This is a genomic window from Amycolatopsis sp. NPDC005961 (assembly GCF_040629235.1).
Taxonomy (GTDB): Bacteria; Actinomycetota; Actinomycetes; order Mycobacteriales; family Pseudonocardiaceae; genus Amycolatopsis; species Amycolatopsis camponoti.
This window is the reverse complement of sequence record NZ_JBEXVF010000016.1, coordinates 124,432-139,982: the sequence shown is the minus strand read 5'-3', so window position 1 is coordinate 139,982 and position 15,551 is coordinate 124,432. Positions and strand designations below refer to the sequence as shown.

Here is a 15,551-nt window from a genome sequence, read left to right as displayed (position 1 = left end):
GGTCTGACCTGCCATGAAACTCAGCTACTACCTGCCCACCGGCACGACCCACGAGTTCGCCGGCTACACCGACCCGGTCGCCGCGTTCGCCAAGCTCCTGGAGCTGGCCAAGGTCGCCGACGAGTCCGGGTTCGCCACCATCTGGGCACCGGACCACTTCATCCCCTTCGGCCCGTCCGGGTCCTACGTGTTCGAGGCCTGGACCACGCTGGCCGCGCTGGCCCGTGAAGTCGGCACGGCCCGGCTCGGGCAGCTGGTCACCGGCAACGGCTACCGCAACCCCGCCCTGCTGGCCAAGATGGCCTCCAATCTCGACGTCATCTCCGGCGGGCGGCTGACCTTCGGGATCGGCGCCGGCTGGTACGAAGAGGAGTACACGGCGTTCGGCTACGACTTCCCCGGCGCCGGTGAGCGCCTCCGGCGCCTGGAGGAGGCGCTGAAGATCATCCACGCCCTGTGGACGGGAAATCCGGCCACCTTCGACGGCGACTACTTCAGCACCGCCGGCGCGGTCAGCTTGCCGACCGGCGTCCAGCTGCCGCACCCACCGGTGATGATCGCCGGCGGCGGGGAGAAGGTGACGCTGCGGCTGGTCGCGCTGTACGGCGACCTGTGCAACGTGCAGGAATCCCCCGACGAGGTCCACCGCAAGTTCCAGGTCCTCGCCCGGCACTGCGAGACCGTCGGCCGTGACTTCTCGCAGATCACCAAGACCTCGACGAGCTACTGCATCATCGCCGACACCGACGAAGAAGCCCGTGCCGCGGTCCCGCCGTGGGCGCCGCTGGTGTTCCCGGGCGAGCTGGCCGGCTACGGCCTGATCGGCACCGTCGACACGATCCGCAAGCGGCTGGAGGTCTACCGCGACGCGGGCGTGGACGAGCTGATCGTCGGGTTCCAAGACGCGCTGGACGCCGACACCCTGCGCACTTTCGCCACCGAGTTCATCGCCACCTGACCCGAGCTGTTCCCGCGCCGTGCGGCGGGTGACGCCATCCGCCGCACGACACCAGGGCCGTCGACGCGCGCCGGCGGCTCAGAGGGACTTGAGCACGCGGACGCGGTCGGCGATGGCGCGCCGGGCGACGTCGGATTCGAACGCGATCGAGTCGAACTCGTGGGGCGCACCGGGGTGGAGGTGGAACTCCACCGGCACGCCGGCGCGGGCGAGTTTCGTGGCGTAGGCGGTGTCTTCGTCGCGGAACAGGTCGAGCTGGCCGACCTCGATGTAGGCCGGGGGCAGGGCGGTCGCGTCTTCGAGCCGGGCGGGGGCCGCGGTGGGCGGCACGCCGGGTCCACCGGCGGCGTCGCCGAGCAGGGCCGGCCACGCGGTGCGGCTGTCGTCGTAGGACCACAGCAGGTAGGGCGCGATGTGCTCGTCCGGGGCGGGGGTGCGGTCGTCGAGCATCGGCATGATCAGGATCTGCCGGGCGATGTCCGGACCGCCGCGTTCCCGCGCGAGGATCGACACGGCCGCGGCCAGGCCGCCGCCGGCGCTGTCGCCCATCACGCCGATCCGCCGGGGGTCGACGCCCAGTTCGGCGGCGTGCTCGTGCAGCCAGTTCAGCGCCGTGTAAGCGTCCTCGACCGGCGTCGGGAACGGGTGTTCGGGGGCGCGGCGGTAGTCGACCGAGAGCATCGGCACGCCGCCGGCGGAAACGTAGCGGGCGACGGGGCCGTCGAACAGGTCGATGTGGCCGAAGACGTAACCGCCGCCGTGGAAGAACACCACGGCCGGCCCGGGTGCCGCCCCTTCCTTGACGTACCAGCGCAAGGCGATCCGCGCGCCGTCGCCCGTGGTCGCGAAGTGGTCCGTGGTCTTGACGTCGGCGGGGATCGGCTGAGCGGTGCTCGCGGCGCCGATGATCGGCTCCCACCGGGCGCGCTGCGCCGCGACGTCACCCACCGCCGGGGGTGTCAGGTCGGCCATCGCGACGGCCATCGGGGCCAGTGCCGCGGCGATTTCGGGGTCCAGGCTGAGTGCCATGGTCTTGCCTTCCGGGGTCAGGCGGTGGGCGCGAGGACGATGACCTTGCCGTGCACGGCGCCGTCGGCGGCGCGGGCGTGCAAAGCGGCCAGGTCGGCCAGCGGGACGCGGTCGGCGACGTCGACGCGCAGTTCGCCGCGGTCGACCTGGGCGACCAGCTTGGCGAGCTGGCCGGCGTCGCTGCGGACGAACAGGTCGATGCCGCGGACACCGCGGTCCTCATCGGACGGTGCGGGCATCCACACGGTCGTGTTGACCACGACCCCGCCCGGGCGGACGAGCGTGACGAGCGCGGCCAGCTGCTCGGGCGCCACCGGCGCGAGGTTGAGCACGAGGTCGACCGGGTCGGTCACCGCGTCGGCCACGTTCGTGGTGGTGTGGTCGACGACCTCGTCGACCCCGGTCGCCTTCACCGCGTCGGCGCTGCGGGGGCTCGCCGTGGCGATCACGTACGCCCCGGCCTGCTTCGCCAGCTGCACCGCGTAACCACCGACCGCTCCACCGGCGCCGTTGACCAGCACCCGCTGCCCGGCCTGCAGGTTGCCGTGGTCGAACAGCGCTTGATAGGCGGTCAGGGCCACCACCGGCAACGCGGCGGCCTCGGCCAGCGGGACACTCGAAGGGGCCGCCGCGAGGATTTCGGCCGGCGCGAGGACGTACTCCGCGGCGGCGCCGGGCTTGTCCATCGGCAGGAACCCCACGACCGGGTCACCCACCGCGAAACCCGCCACGCCCTCCCCCAGCGCGTCGACCGTGCCCGCGACGTCGAGACCCGGCGTGTGCGGCAGCCGCACCGGGATCGGGCCCTGCATGAACCCGCCGCGGATGTTTCCGTCGACGGAGTTGAACGACGTCGCGGCCACCCGGACCCGTACCTGCCCGGCCGCCGGGACCGGCTGGTCGACGTCCTCGTAGCGCAGCACAGCGGGGTCTCCGTACTCGTGGAAGCGCACTGCCTTCATCGGAACTCTCCTTCGTCCACCTGCTTCGAATTCGAAGCAACTGACGAGGACAGTACGCTTGCTTTGAATTCGAATCAAGTGAGCCGGCTCTCACCGGAATCAGCGAGACCGTCCTCCTGCCCGCGACCCTGCTGCACACCCCGGCCAGGGCTCCACCTTCCGCGGTGCTCACCGCTGCTCACGACTGCCCGCCGCGTCGCCGGGCACACTCATTCGAATTCGAAGCAGTAGACTCCGGGCATGCCCGACTCACCGCCTTCGCTCGACCCCGTGCAGCTCGGCGCCTACTTCGACCTCATCGAGGTGACCAGCCTGCTGCGGCACGCGGTCGAGCAGCAGCTGCGCGAGGCGGGTGACCTCAGCTACGTGCAGTTCCAGCTGCTCGCCCGCCTCGGCGACTCGCCGACGGGCAGCCACCGCATGACCGACCTGGCCGACGGCGTCGTCTACAGCCGCAGCGGCCTGACCTACCAGGCCGGCCTGCTCGAGAAAGCGGGCCTGGTCGTGCGCGCCCCGTCCCCCGAGGACGAGCGGAGCGTCACCGTCACCATCACCGACGCCGGGCGAGCGCTGCTGGCGAAGGTGCTGCCGGGCCACGTCGAGGTGGTCAGCGGCCTCTTGTTCGAGCCACTCTCGCGCGCCGACGTCCAGGCCCTCGCCGGTCTGCTGGCCCCGGTGCGCGACCACATGCGCTCGACGCCGCCCCGGTCGGCCGCGCCGCGCCGCCGCAAAGGCGGCGCGTGAGCGCGTCCCTCACTCCCCCGGTGAGGAGCCCAGCAGCTGCTCGGTGAGCCGGTCCTTGGCCAGGGCGAGGTGACGCCGGTAGGTGCCGTACGGCAGCCCGAGCCGCCGCGCGGCCGCCTTGTGGGTGCGGAAAGCGGAAATGTAGGTGGCGACGAGGATTTCGCGCGCCTTGACCCCCGCGGGGTCGACCGGCAGCGCGTCGAGGGCGGCCGTGATGGCGCCGCGCAGGTCCGCCACCGGGTCGCCCGATCCCGCCGGCACCAGGTGCGAGCGCACCAGGACACTGGTCGCGAATGCGGCCGGGGTGTGCCAGGTGCGCAGCGCCTCGCTGACGCCGTGCTCGAATTCGGCGCGGGCCATCCGGGCCCCCGCGGACGGAGCCGGCCACGTGGCCACGGGCGCGGCCACGGCGCGGGCCCGGTGCTCGACCCACTCCTCGACGGTCTGCCGCCGCCAGTCCCGGCCGAAGAGGTGCTGCCGCCGCCCGCCGACGTCCACGGCCGCGACCTCTCGCAGCCCGGCTTCGGCCAGGTAGTCGCGCCAGCGCACGGCGTCCTCGAAGACGGTGAAGGTCACCGCCCGCCCGCGGGTCCGCATCTCTTCCGCGATGGTGCGCCTGCTGATCAGGTCCAGCAGGGGTGAGGGCCGCTGGTGGTGGCCGGGCTGCACCGCGAAGCGGCGGACGCCCGCGTGCTCGCCCCGCCGCAGCGGAGCGGCCGCCGCCACGTGTTCCCACAGCGCCGCGATCACCGGGTCCGCGGCGAGGTCCCGGGGCAGCGGGGTGTCGAGCCGCAGGATGGCCATGAACCCCACGGGCTCGGCCGTGCCCGCGTACCGGTAGACGCGAAAGCCTTCCGGCTGGCGACGCACCCAGTGCGCGGCCGCGGCCGCGGAAGCCGCGCCCTCGGCCTCCTCCGCCATCCGCACCACCTCGGGTACGTCCTCGGGGCGCAGCGGACGGTCTTCGATGTGCGGGTGCGCTCCCCAGTCGTACGGGTCCTCCGGGCCGCTCCGGTCGCGGAAGAGGAACATCCACTCCGCCACCCGCAGCAGCACGTCGTCTTCGGCGGCACCGCGAACCGCCTGCAGGCAGGCCACCGAGACGCGGACGCGGACGTCGTCGTGGCGTTCGGGGTCCCGCCAGCGCAGGTCGGCCTCGAGCGTGGCCCGCACGGCGTCGTGGGGGTACAGCCCTTCGGGCGTCGCCTCGATGTAGGGCTGCTGCCGCAGCCAGGCGAACATCGGCGCGGCTTCCGCCGCACCCAGTACCGCTCGCAGCACCGGCTCCCGGGTGACGTACGCCTGCGCGACGACTTCGAGGGCGCGTTGGTGCGCCGCGGTCGGGACGTCGCCGACCAGCCGGTCGACCAGGGTCGTCAGCACGTCCCCGGCGGGTTCCCACGGCGTGCCCGGCCCCTCGGCGGGTACGGAGGCGGCGAGGGACAGCGCGAGCGGGCTGCCTCCGGCGAAGGCGACGAAGGCGCCGCGCTGCTCGGCCGGGACACCGCGAGCGGCGAGCAACGCAGTGGACTGGACGGCATCGAGCGGCCGCACGGCCAGTGCGGCGAAGAGCGGCGCCCAGCCGGGATCCAGCGACCACTCGGCGTCGGGCGCGACCCGGCTCGCCAGGACGACCAGCGCGCCCTCGGCCAGCCGCGGCAGGAAGGTCTCGCGCAGCCACCCCTCGAGCGGCTGGCACTGCTCGAAAGTGTCGAGGAGCAGGACGGTGCCGGGATCGGCGCACGCCGCGGCGGCGGCCTCCGCGAGGCGACGCGGATCGGCGTCGAGGTAACGGGCGTCCACCGGCACCACCCGCCGCCCGGCGAGCGCCGCCTGCCGGGCGGCGTAGCGCAGCAGCGACGACTTGCCGATCCCGCCGGGACCGTGCACGTAGGCCACCACGGGAGCGTCCGGCGCTCCCGACAGCATCCAGTCGAGCACCGCCCGTTCCGGCTCCCGGCCCACCAGCGCACCGGTCCGCGCCTCGGCCAGGCGAGCCGCCAGACCCGTCGTACCCACTCACTGTTCCTCTCGCCGGCTCCGACGCCGGTCAGCATGGCAGACGGAGCCGGATACGCCGGTTTTCTCCCGCAACCGCCCGGGGGCGCGGTTCCCTCGCGGCAGGTGGGGCGGAGTCCGCTCGTCGCTCCTGAGGACGCTGCCTTCAGGGCCGCCTCCGTCAGCGTTTCCAGGTACCGGTCATCGATCGGTACCTCGAGCACGAGCATCCGGAAGGCCGGCGGCGCGATCAACAGGTCGGTGCCCAGCTCGACTTCCAGGCCGGGCGGGAGCTCGCCGCGGTCGATCGCGGCCTGCAGGATCGCCCGGGCTTGCTTAGACCGCCACCGCCGGTACAGCGCGGCTTTGCCGGCCCCGGCGCGCCGGGGTCGGCGTCCGGGGCGGTGTCACTGTCTTGCTCTCGACCGGCTCCACAGAACACCTGCCTCGACCACCTGTTGCGGTGACCGGCGGCGGCGAAGCGTGCCGCCGCAGGGTGTTGCCGGTGTCCACTATGGACGGTGCGGGACCTCTTCGTCGCGGAAGGCCGCCACCGCGCATTCGGCTGCGTTACCCGCATCCGCGGCGACGATGACGCCACCGGCGATCGTGATCGCCGGCTCGAGCGGGATCGCCCGGACACGAGTCGAGTGGATCTCGGCGACCTGGTCGGCGGACAGCACCGTCCAGCTCCGCGGATCCGAGCCGACTTCGACGATCGTGTCCTGGAGCGTGCCGACCGGCCGGCCGGTCGGCGGGCACAGGCCGGTGTCGCGCAGCGCCAGGACCACGGCGTCGTACAACGACGGGTCGTGCTCCCGGGCGGGTAAGCGCAGCGAGTCGCCGGCCAGCTCGGCCAAACCGACGGCGGCGCCGTCCGCGGCCGGGTGCCGTCCGGACACCACCGCCAGCAGGTTCTCCTCCCAGGCCGGCAGGACCGTCAGCCCGGGTACGGAGCCCACGCCGCGGGTCAGCGCCAGGTCGAGGTCACCCTGCCGGAGAGCGTTGATCCGGGCTTCGACCGGCAGGTCGACCAGCACCACGTCGAACTCCGGCGCCCGCTCGCGCAGGGCGTCGATACCGCGTTCCAGACGGGCGGTCATGCCCGCGGCGGTGCCGATGCGCACCGTCGTCGGGACCTGCTTCGCCGCGATCTTCACCTGGCCGGCCGCGGCGAGCGTGGTGCGTGCCGCATCGAGCACCCGCTGCCCGGCCTCGGTGAGCCGGACCCGGCGCGGCGACCGGTCGAACAGCCGGACCCCGAGTTCCCGCTCCAGCCGGGCGATCTGCTGGCTGACCGCGGGCTGCGCGATGTGCAGCCGCTCGGCGGCCCGGCCGAAGTGCAGCTCGTCGGCGACGGCGACGAAACAGCGCAGCGCCCGCAACTCCATGCTTCCCCGCCTCGGACCGGACCGACGATAAGTTCAGCTTATCGCAGCACGTAGCGGTTGGCGCTGGTGCACGTGGCCGGCCGGTGCTGTAGTCGTGATCATGACCATCGAACTCGGGCCCCTCGGCGCCTACCTGACCGCTGCCGAGGCGACCGCGACGGACGCCGTCGCGCTGGAGGAAGCCGGCTACGACGCGATCTGGCTGGCGGCGTCGCCGACCGCTGATCTCCTTTCGGCGGAGCGGCTGCTGGACGCCACGAACCGGATCGTGGTGGGCACCAGCGTGCTCAACGTGTGGCAGGCCGACGCGGAAACCGTCGCGGACTCCTACCACCGCATCGCGGCCAAGCACGCGGAGCGACTGTTCATCGGCATCGGCGCCGGCCACCGCGAAGTCAACACCGGCTACACGTCACCGGTGGCGAAGGTCGCCGGCTACCTGGACACCCTGACCGCGGCCGGCGTCCCCGCCGACCGTGTGCTGCTGGCCGCCCTGGGCCCCAAGATGCTCCGGCTGGCCGCCGAGCGCGCCGCGGGCACCCTCACGCTCCAGGTGACGCCCGAACACACCCGCCGCGCCCGGGAAGCCCTCGGTCCCACCAAGCTGGTGGTGCCCGGCCACGGCGTGGTGCTGGACGCCGACGCCGACCGGGCCCGGGAGACCGGCCGGGCCGGGCTGCGCCAGATCCTCGGCATCGCCAACTACGCCAACAACCTCCGGCGCATCGGCTACACCGACGACGATCTCACCGACCCGTTCAGCGACCGGTTGATCGACGTACTCGTGTTCCACGGCGAAGCGCCGGCCATCGCGGCCGGCATCCACACGGAGATCACGGCCGGAGCGAACCACGTGGGCCTGCACGCGGTGGGCGAAGACCCCATCGGTGTCCTGCGCGCAATCGCCGCAGCAGCGCGCGAACTCGAGGTGCTTCGGGCCTAGGGTGTGTCTGACAAAGGTGTCGACTGGCGCCTGCCATGCTGCCAGCCGTGTCGCGGTTTCAGTTACTCTCAGACGATCAGTGGGCCTTGATCGAGGACCTGCTTCGAACCCGCACCGGCAAACAGGGCCGCCGTTCTCCGATGCCCGCGCGATGGTCGAAGGGATCATCTACCGGTATCGATGCGGGATCGCCTGGCGGAATGTCCCGGCGGTGTTCGGTCCGTGGCAGACGATCTGGACCTGGCACCGCCGGATAGCCCGCGACGGCACCTGGGACACCGTCCTGCACCGCCTGCTCACCGAAGCCGACGCCGCCGGACTGATCGACTGGTCGGTGTCGGTGGATTCCACGATCGACAGAGCGCACCAACACGCCACCAACAGCACCCGCCCCACAGGGGGCTGGATCGAACTACACGGATCTGCTCACCGAGCCGCCTGATCACGCGATCGGCCGCTCCCGCGGCGGCTGGAGCACCAAAGTCCACCACCTCGTCGACGGGAACGGCCGCCCGCTGGTGACGTTGGTCGGGCCCGGTCAGGCCGGGGACGCACCGATGTTCCCGCACCTGATGCGGCACCTGCGGATCCGTCGGGCGGTCCACCTGCCTTCGACCCGGTGGATTACCGCGGGCGCAACGTCGTCGAACGCCGTTTGAACCTGCTCAAACAGTAGCGAGGCCTGGCTACTCGCTATGACAAGCTCGCCATCGTCTACCGATCAGCTATTGTTCTCCATCCAGTGACCACTTGGACCAAGGCTTTGTCAGACACGCCCTAGCTCAACGCCTGCCGGCGTGCGGTTGCGGGCCCGCCGGGCGAACGCCCGGTTCCGGCGAACCGACTATTCGGACAACGCCGCAGTTCGGGCACACGGCGGTGGCCCCCCTGCTAGCGTGCCGACGTGAGCAACCCGTTGATCGCGCCGACCCAGGACTCGACGAAGGCCTACTCCGGCATCTCGCTCCTGGAATCCGCCAACGATCTCTCGGCCGCCATCAAGAGCGGCGACTGGGCGTCGGTGGCGATGGGCGCGGTCGGCACGGCGCTCGACGCCCTGTCGATGGCCATGGACCCGTTCGGCGCGATCCTCGCCGCCGGGGTCAGCTGGTTGATGGAGCACGTCGGCCCGCTCAAGGACGCCCTCAACGCGCTCACCGGCAACGCCGACGAAATCGCCGCCCAGTCCGAGACCTGGGCCAACGTCGCCAAGGAGCTCGGCAGCGTCTCCTCGGACCTGACCGACGCCATCAAGGCCGATCTGCAGTCGTGGTCCGGACCAGCCTCGGACACCTACCGGCAGCGCGGACAGGACGTCGCCACCACCCTGCAAGCCGCGCAGCAGGGCTGCGAAGGTGCTTCCAGCGGCGTCAAAACCGCCGGTGAGGTCGTGGCCGCGGTCCGCACCCTGGTGCGTGACATCATCTCCGAACTCGTCGGCCACCTGATCAGCTGGGCGCTGCAGGTCATCTTCACCCTCGGCATCGGCCTGACCTGGGTCGTCCCGCAGGTGATCACCGCGGTCGCGAAAACCGCGTCGAAGATCACCGACCTGGTCACCAAGCTCGTCAAGGCGTTGAAGGCCCTGGTGCCGCTGCTGAAGAGGGCCGGAACGCTGTTCGAGGACGCGGGCAAAGCGCTCAAGAACATCAAGGTCGGCAAGTCCGCCCCGCCGCCCAAGGTCGGCGACATCAACGGAACCCCGAAGGCGCCACCGGGGAAAACTCCCGGTGGCGACGGCGGCGGCACCCCCAAGGACCACACACCGCCACCGGCGGCCAAGGGCGGCGACGACAGCACGTCGGCCTCGGGCGACCACAGCACCCCGAAGGACCACACGCCGCCGCCCGGCAAGACCGGTGGCGACGACTCCGTGAAGCCCCCGGGCGACCACGGCACCCCGCCGCCACTCGCGAAGGGCGACCCGCCCGGAGGCGGCGGTGCCGGGACCAAGGGGCCGGCGAACACGCCGCCGCCCTCCCCCAAGCCGGACAACCCGCGCGACACCGCGGTCGGCAAGGACAACCTGGTCTGCAAGTCCGACCCGGTCGACGTGGTGCGCGGGGCCGTCGTGCTGGAGCAGGTGGACCTGCGCCTGCCCGACCCGCTCGTGCTGGAGCGGCTGCACCTCTCGACCTACCGCGCGGGGCAGTGGTTCGGCCCGGTCTGGACGTCCACCGTGGACCAGCGCCTCGAGTTCGACGAGCGCACCGCGACCTTCTACTGCGCCGACGGCACGATCCTCGTCTACCCGATCCCCGCGGTCGGTTCCCCGGTACAGCCGGCGGAGGGTCCGCGCCGCCCGCTGAGCGTCGGCGAAGACGGCACGTACTCGGTCACGGATCCCCTGCGGGGCACGGAGTTGCGGTTCGGCCGGCTTCCGGGCCGGGGCGGCGAGACCCTTCCGGTGTCGGCGATGATCGGCGCCGGGCGCGACCGGGTCGACGTGGAGTACGACCGGTCCGGCGCACCGAAGCTCCTGAGGCACACGAGTGGCTACCTGGTCGAGCTCGACTCGGCCGCCGGGCGGATCACGGCGATCCGGGTGGTCGACCCGAAGAAGAACCTCACCGTGCTCGCCCGCACCTTCGGCTACGACGAACTCGGCCGCCTGACCCGCGTGATCAACTCCTCGGGCCTGGCCGAGACCTACGACTACGACGCGGACGGCCGGATCACCGGCTGGCAGGACCGCAACGGCGTCTGGTACCGCTACGTCTACGACGCCGAAGGCCGCTGCGTGCGGACCGTCGGCGACCGCGGGTTCTACGACGGCCAGTTCGCCTACGACCGCGAAAACCGCGTCACCACCTACACCGACTCTCTCGGCCACCGCACGGAATTCCACGTCAACGAAGCCGACCAGGTCGTGCGCGAGGTCGGCCCGCTCGGCGAGACGACGGTGTCCACTTGGGACCGCTACGACCGCCTCCTGTCCCGCACCGACGCGCTCGGCCGCACCACGGCGTTCGAGTACACCGCGGAGGGCCTGCTCACGACGATCGTGCGGCCGGACGGGACCCGCGCCGGAGTCGAGTCCGGAGCGGACGGTTCACTGACGCTCACGGTCACCAGCGGCGCCCGGACCCACCGGCGGGTGTACCCGGCCGGGACCGCACCCGACCTGCTCGCGGTGCGCTCCACGGCGGACGTCGAGTTCCGGCAGGACCGGCAGTGGCGCGCGGAGGTCGCGCCGGCCCCGGTCGAAGACCCGGCGGAGCGGGACCTGTTCGGCCGTCCGCGCGTGGTCACCGACGCCTCCGGGGCCCGGACCCGGCTCGACTGGACCGTCGAGGGCCGCCGCGCCCTCCGGATCGGGCCGACGGGCCGGCAGGACAAGTGGCGCTACGACCCCGAGGGCAACGTCGTCGAGCACGGCGGCGAACGCTACGAGTACGGTCCGTTCGACCTCACCGTCGCGAAGATCGACGCCACCGGAGCCCGGACCGCGTACGAGTACGACACCGAGCTGCGCCTGACGCGCGTGACGAACCCCGCGGGCCTGACCTGGTCCTACACCTATGACGCCGCCGGGCGCCCGGTCTCCGAGACCGACTTCGACGGCCGCGTGCTGCACTTCGAGTACGACGGCGCCGGCCAGCTCGTGAAGTCGGTCGACGGCCTCGGCGCGGCCACGACGTTCACCTACGACGCCCTGGGCAACGTGGTCGAGCGCCACACCGCCGCGGGCGTGACCACCTACACCTACGACCCGGTCGGTTTCCTCGTGCGCGCCACCGAAGGCGACAGCGTGGTGGAGATCGAGCGTGACGAGTTCGGCCACGTCGTGCGGGAAACCGTCGACGGCCGCGCGATCGCGTACTCCTACGACGAGGTGAGCGTCCGGCGCCACACTCCGTCCGGAGTGGACAGTGCGTGGACCTACGACGCCGACGGAACCCCGGCGTCGCTGCTCGTCGGCGGGCAGGTGGTCTCGTTCCGCCACGACGAGGCCGGCCGGGAGATCGAGCGCACCACCGGCACCGGCGCCACGCTGACCCAGGCGTTCGACGCCGAGCACCAGCTGACGCGGCAGACCGTGACCGCGCGCGACACCGCCCGCGTGATCCAGCAGCGCGGCTACCTCTACCAGCCCGACGGCCGCCTCGTCGGCGTCGACGACGCCCTCTCCGGGCCGGTGCGGTTCCGGCTCGACCCGGCCGGTCGCGTCACCGACGTCGCCGCGCGAAGCGGAACCGAGAGCTACCGCTACGACGCGGCCGGCAACATCGTCCACGCGCAGCTGCCGGCCGCCGAGCTCGGACCGCGCGACTACACCGGCAACACGCTGGCCGCCGCGGGCCCGGTCCGGTTCGGCTACGACGCGCAGGGCCGCCTGACCACCCGCAGCGACCCGAGCGGCACCTGGACCTACCACTGGGGTCCGCTCGACCGCCTCCTCGGCGTCCGGACGCCCCAGGGCGCCGAGTGGCGCTACCGCTACGACCCGCTCGGCCGTCGCACCGCGAAGCAGCGCCTGGCGCCGGACGGCAGCGTGGCCGAAGAGGTCACGTTCACCTGGAGCGGCCAGCTGCTCGTGGAGCAGGTGCACCGCGGCGCCGACGGCCGCGAGCTCGTGCTCACCTGGGACCACTACCCCGGCAGCACGCGCCCGGTCACGCAGACCGAGCACCTCGGCGCCGGGGTGCGGTTCTTCTCGTTCGTCACCGACCAGATCGGCACGCCCGTCGACATGGTCGACGCCCACGGGGTCGTGGCCTGGCACGCCACCACGTCGCTGTGGGGCCGCGTGACGCCCGGTCGCCCGGGCGGCGTGTCGACGCCGCTGCGGTTCCCCGGCCAGTACGCCGACGACGAGACCGGCTTGCACTACAACGTCTTCCGCTACTACGACCCGGGCACCGGCCGCTACCTCAGCCAGGACCCGCTGGGGCTCAGCCCGGCGCCGAACCCGATCGCCTACGTGCCCAACCCGTTGTCCGAGGCCGACCCGCTCGGCCTCGGCTGCACCAGCAGCAAGCTGGCCGACGACACCGACACACCCGCACCGCACCCGGCGCCGCCGCCGCACGCCAACGCCGGCAACGACGCCACCCACGTCCAGAACTCCAACCCGTCCCCGCAACCGCCACCACCGCCACCGCCTCCCCCGCCGCCCCCAGGGCACGGGGCCACCGGCGCGCCGCCGCCTCCTCCGCCGCCCCCGCCCCCGGGGCACGGGAACACCGGCGCGCCGCCGCCACCGCCACCGCCGCCTCCCCCGGGCCACGGGAACACCGGCGCGCCGCCACCTCCGCCCCCGCCGCCCCCTGGGCACGGGGCCACCGGCGCGCCGCCACCTCCGCCGCCTCCGCCCCCGCCCGGCCACGGCACGGGTACGCCCGGCGGCGACCACACCGGCGGCGGTCAATCGCACTCCGGTGGCAACCAGAACCAGCACACGCCCATCGACTACGAGCCCGCGGGCCCCGATCACCCTGGGAACAACCGTCCGGCGAACGACAACCGGCCGTTCGGGGACAAGTACGGCGACTACCAGAACGAGCTGGGCATCGACGGGCCGCAGAAGACCCTGAAGATCCCGGACGACCCGAACGTCAAGCTGAACACCAAGATCGAAGACCTGCCGCCCGACGTGGCCCACGGTTTCGGCCCGGCCGACCACGGCAAGACGGTCGGCCACTACATGGGCTACGACGCGGACACCGTCGCCGGGGAGTTCGGGCACAACAAGGCCCACGACGCTCTCGACCTCCAGGGCGGCGGCGGGTACAACCACCAGTCCGGCACGATCAACCTCGGTGCCGGCCAGCCGGACAAGACGCTGTACCACGAGATGGGCCACATCAAGCAGGACCAGCTCGGGTACAACGGCAGCAACACCAACCAGTCGGTCATCGAGTACCACAACGTGCTGCACCACGAGAACAAGTTCAACCTCGACGACCCGCCGCGGACCTCGTACACCCTCAACGACATCCCCGGCAACGCGAACAAGACGAAGCACAGCTGGGAGGACTTCCAGAACGACGTCAACAACCTGCCCGCCGACCACCCGAAGAAGACGCAGACCCAGAACGCGGTCCAGGACATCGAGAACGTCCTGAACAGCGACCCGCGTTACGCCGGGCTCTCCGACCAGATCAAGAAGAACCTGGCCAACGAGTACTTCTGGGGCAAGCGGCAAGGGCGGGGCTGAGCGGCGGCGGCAGGACCACCGGTGCGCCGCCGCCGACGACGGCGAAGCGGGCCGACACGGCCGAGCTACCGACCGAGCGGAGCCTGGCGATGCGCTGGCGCTTCCAGGGCGGTGAGCAGCAGGGACAGGTGCAGCTGCAGCCGGTCGCCGCCGTCGTCCAGGTCGAGGCCCGTGATCGCGCGGATCTGGTCCAGGCGGTAGTACAACGACGTGCGGTGCAGGTGCAGGGCGTCCGCCGTCCGGCGGATCGAGCCGCCCGCTTCGAGGAACGCCCGGAGCGTCTCGAGCAGGCGGTCGGCCTTCTCGTGCTCGGCGAGCCGGGTGAACGCCGCCGGCAGCAGCCCCGGCTGCCCGGCGGGCAGTTGCAAGACCATCGCGTACGGACCGAGGTCCGCCCACCGCACCACCGCACCCGCGCCGGGGACGCGGCCGGCGCCCCGGACCGCCACCTCGGCCTGCCGGTACGACCGCCATGCCTCGCCCAGGCCGGCCGCCGGGGCACCGATCCCGGCGAGGACCGCCCCGGGCACGTCGAGCAGCCGGCCGGCCCCGGCCGCCATCCGCTCGACGACGCCTCCGACGTCCGCGGTGGCCGCACCGGAAAAGAGCGCCGTGCCGTGGCCGTCGCGCACCGCGGTGCGCACCCGGTGGCGCTGCCGGAGCGCGGCCGACTCGAGGACGCTGTGCAACGCGACGTCCGATTCGGCGTCCGGTAGCTCGCGATCCCGCACCCGCAGCGAGACGGCGACCACCGGGCCGTCCTCGGCCGGACCGCCGGCCAGCGCCTCCGCCCGGATACCGGCGTCCGGGTGCAGCAGCCGCAGCAGGAAGTGCGCTTCCGCCGTCCGGTCCGCGGAGTGAGCAAGGGCGCGCCGGCGCATCACGGCAGCGGCCGTCCTGGACCGGTCCTGGATCTTCGCCAGCTCGCGCGGGGTGAGGGTGTGCTCGGCGTCGATGACCATGAGCAGCCCGAGCAGCTCGCCACGCTCGCGCAGCGGCACGCACAGCCGATCGCGCATGCCCAGGTCCGCCCGGCCCGGCACGATGCCCGGCCCGGTCCAGCGAGCGACACCCTGGGCGAGCACGTGCGAACTGGCCTCCGGGCCGGCGTCGCGTTGCAGGACGGCACGGACGCGCAGCTCGTCCTCGTCACCGAAGTGCCGGCTGGCGCACAGGATCCGGACCAGCGGGTCGTCGATGATCACCGACCGGCCCAGCTCCTCGGCCAGGTCGTCGATCAGCACCTGCAGCTCGTCCTCGTCCGTCACCCGCACCGTCCGACAATCTGTGGAACCACGAGCACCGAATGTACGACGGGACGCGGTTTCCGGCGCGCCACCGCCCGCCGAAGATGAGGACAACCGGT

General features: G+C 72.4%; 10 protein-coding genes and 1 pseudogene. 5 read left to right on the top strand and 6 right to left on the bottom strand.

Translation table 11 applies throughout. From position 1 onward, the window contains the following. Window positions 1–13 precede the first annotated feature (13 nt). Window positions 14–958, top strand: a complete 945-nt coding sequence (locus ABZ342_RS17525; RefSeq protein WP_360473909.1) for an LLM class F420-dependent oxidoreductase — start codon at window positions 14–16, stop codon at window positions 956–958. 78 nt (window positions 959–1,036) lie between these two features. Here the strand turns inward: ABZ342_RS17525 and ABZ342_RS17520 are convergent, their stop codons facing one another. Beyond that, the gene (locus ABZ342_RS17520; protein ID WP_360473907.1) at window positions 1,037–1,987 is read right to left on the bottom strand and encodes an alpha/beta hydrolase; all 951 of its coding nucleotides are present in this window, start codon (window positions 1,985–1,987) and stop codon (window positions 1,037–1,039) included. 17 nt (window positions 1,988–2,004) lie between these two features. Then, window positions 2,005–2,949 (bottom strand): NADP-dependent oxidoreductase, encoded by a 945-nt coding sequence (locus tag ABZ342_RS17515; RefSeq protein ID WP_360473905.1) that lies wholly within the window; start codon window positions 2,947–2,949, stop codon window positions 2,005–2,007. A gap of 240 nt (window positions 2,950–3,189) precedes the next feature. Here ABZ342_RS17515 and ABZ342_RS17510 point away from each other — a divergent pair, with 240 nt between their 5' ends. Further along, on the top strand, window positions 3,190–3,693 hold the full coding sequence (locus ABZ342_RS17510; RefSeq protein ID WP_155546762.1) for a MarR family transcriptional regulator: 504 nt from the start codon (window positions 3,190–3,192) through the stop codon (window positions 3,691–3,693). A gap of 9 nt (window positions 3,694–3,702) precedes the next feature. Here ABZ342_RS17510 and ABZ342_RS17505 read toward each other — a convergent pair whose 3' ends face one another. The 3 genes and pseudogenes from ABZ342_RS17505 to ABZ342_RS17495 all read right to left on the bottom strand — a co-directional run bounded on the left by ABZ342_RS17505 (window position 3,703) and on the right by ABZ342_RS17495 (window position 7,082). Continuing rightward, window positions 3,703–5,712: an ATP-binding protein gene (locus tag ABZ342_RS17505; protein ID WP_360473903.1), complete on the bottom strand. Its 2,010-nt coding sequence runs from the start codon at window positions 5,710–5,712 to the stop codon at window positions 3,703–3,705. Between the two features lie 164 nt (window positions 5,713–5,876). After that, window positions 5,877–6,050, bottom strand: a pseudogene (locus ABZ342_RS17500) (TetR-like C-terminal domain-containing protein); the annotation flags it as partial. 153 nt (window positions 6,051–6,203) lie between these two features. Beyond that, window positions 6,204–7,082, bottom strand: coding sequence for a LysR family transcriptional regulator (locus ABZ342_RS17495; protein ID WP_360473901.1), 879 nt, complete (start codon window positions 7,080–7,082; stop codon window positions 6,204–6,206). A 100-nt stretch (window positions 7,083–7,182) separates the two neighbouring features. On the opposite strand from ABZ342_RS17495, the gene ABZ342_RS17490 reads away from it, so the two are divergent. The 3 genes from ABZ342_RS17490 (at window position 7,183) to ABZ342_RS17480 (ending at window position 14,185) form a co-directional block, all read left to right on the top strand. Next, window positions 7,183–8,025, top strand: coding sequence for a TIGR03620 family F420-dependent LLM class oxidoreductase (locus tag ABZ342_RS17490; RefSeq protein ID WP_360473900.1), 843 nt, complete (start codon window positions 7,183–7,185; stop codon window positions 8,023–8,025). Between the two features lie 151 nt (window positions 8,026–8,176). Further along, entirely contained in the window at window positions 8,177–8,467 is a 291-nt protein-coding gene (locus ABZ342_RS17485) for a transposase (RefSeq protein WP_360473899.1), read from the top strand. Window positions 8,468–8,929: 462 nt separating this feature from the next. Further along, complete coding sequence (locus ABZ342_RS17480) at window positions 8,930–14,185, top strand: RHS repeat-associated core domain-containing protein (RefSeq protein WP_360473897.1); 5,256 nt, start codon at window positions 8,930–8,932, stop codon at window positions 14,183–14,185. Window positions 14,186–14,250: 65 nt separating this feature from the next. Here ABZ342_RS17480 and ABZ342_RS17475 read toward each other — a convergent pair whose 3' ends face one another. Beyond that, window positions 14,251–15,459: a helix-turn-helix domain-containing protein gene (locus ABZ342_RS17475; protein ID WP_360473895.1), complete on the bottom strand. Its 1,209-nt coding sequence runs from the start codon at window positions 15,457–15,459 to the stop codon at window positions 14,251–14,253. Window positions 15,460–15,551 lie beyond the last annotated feature (92 nt).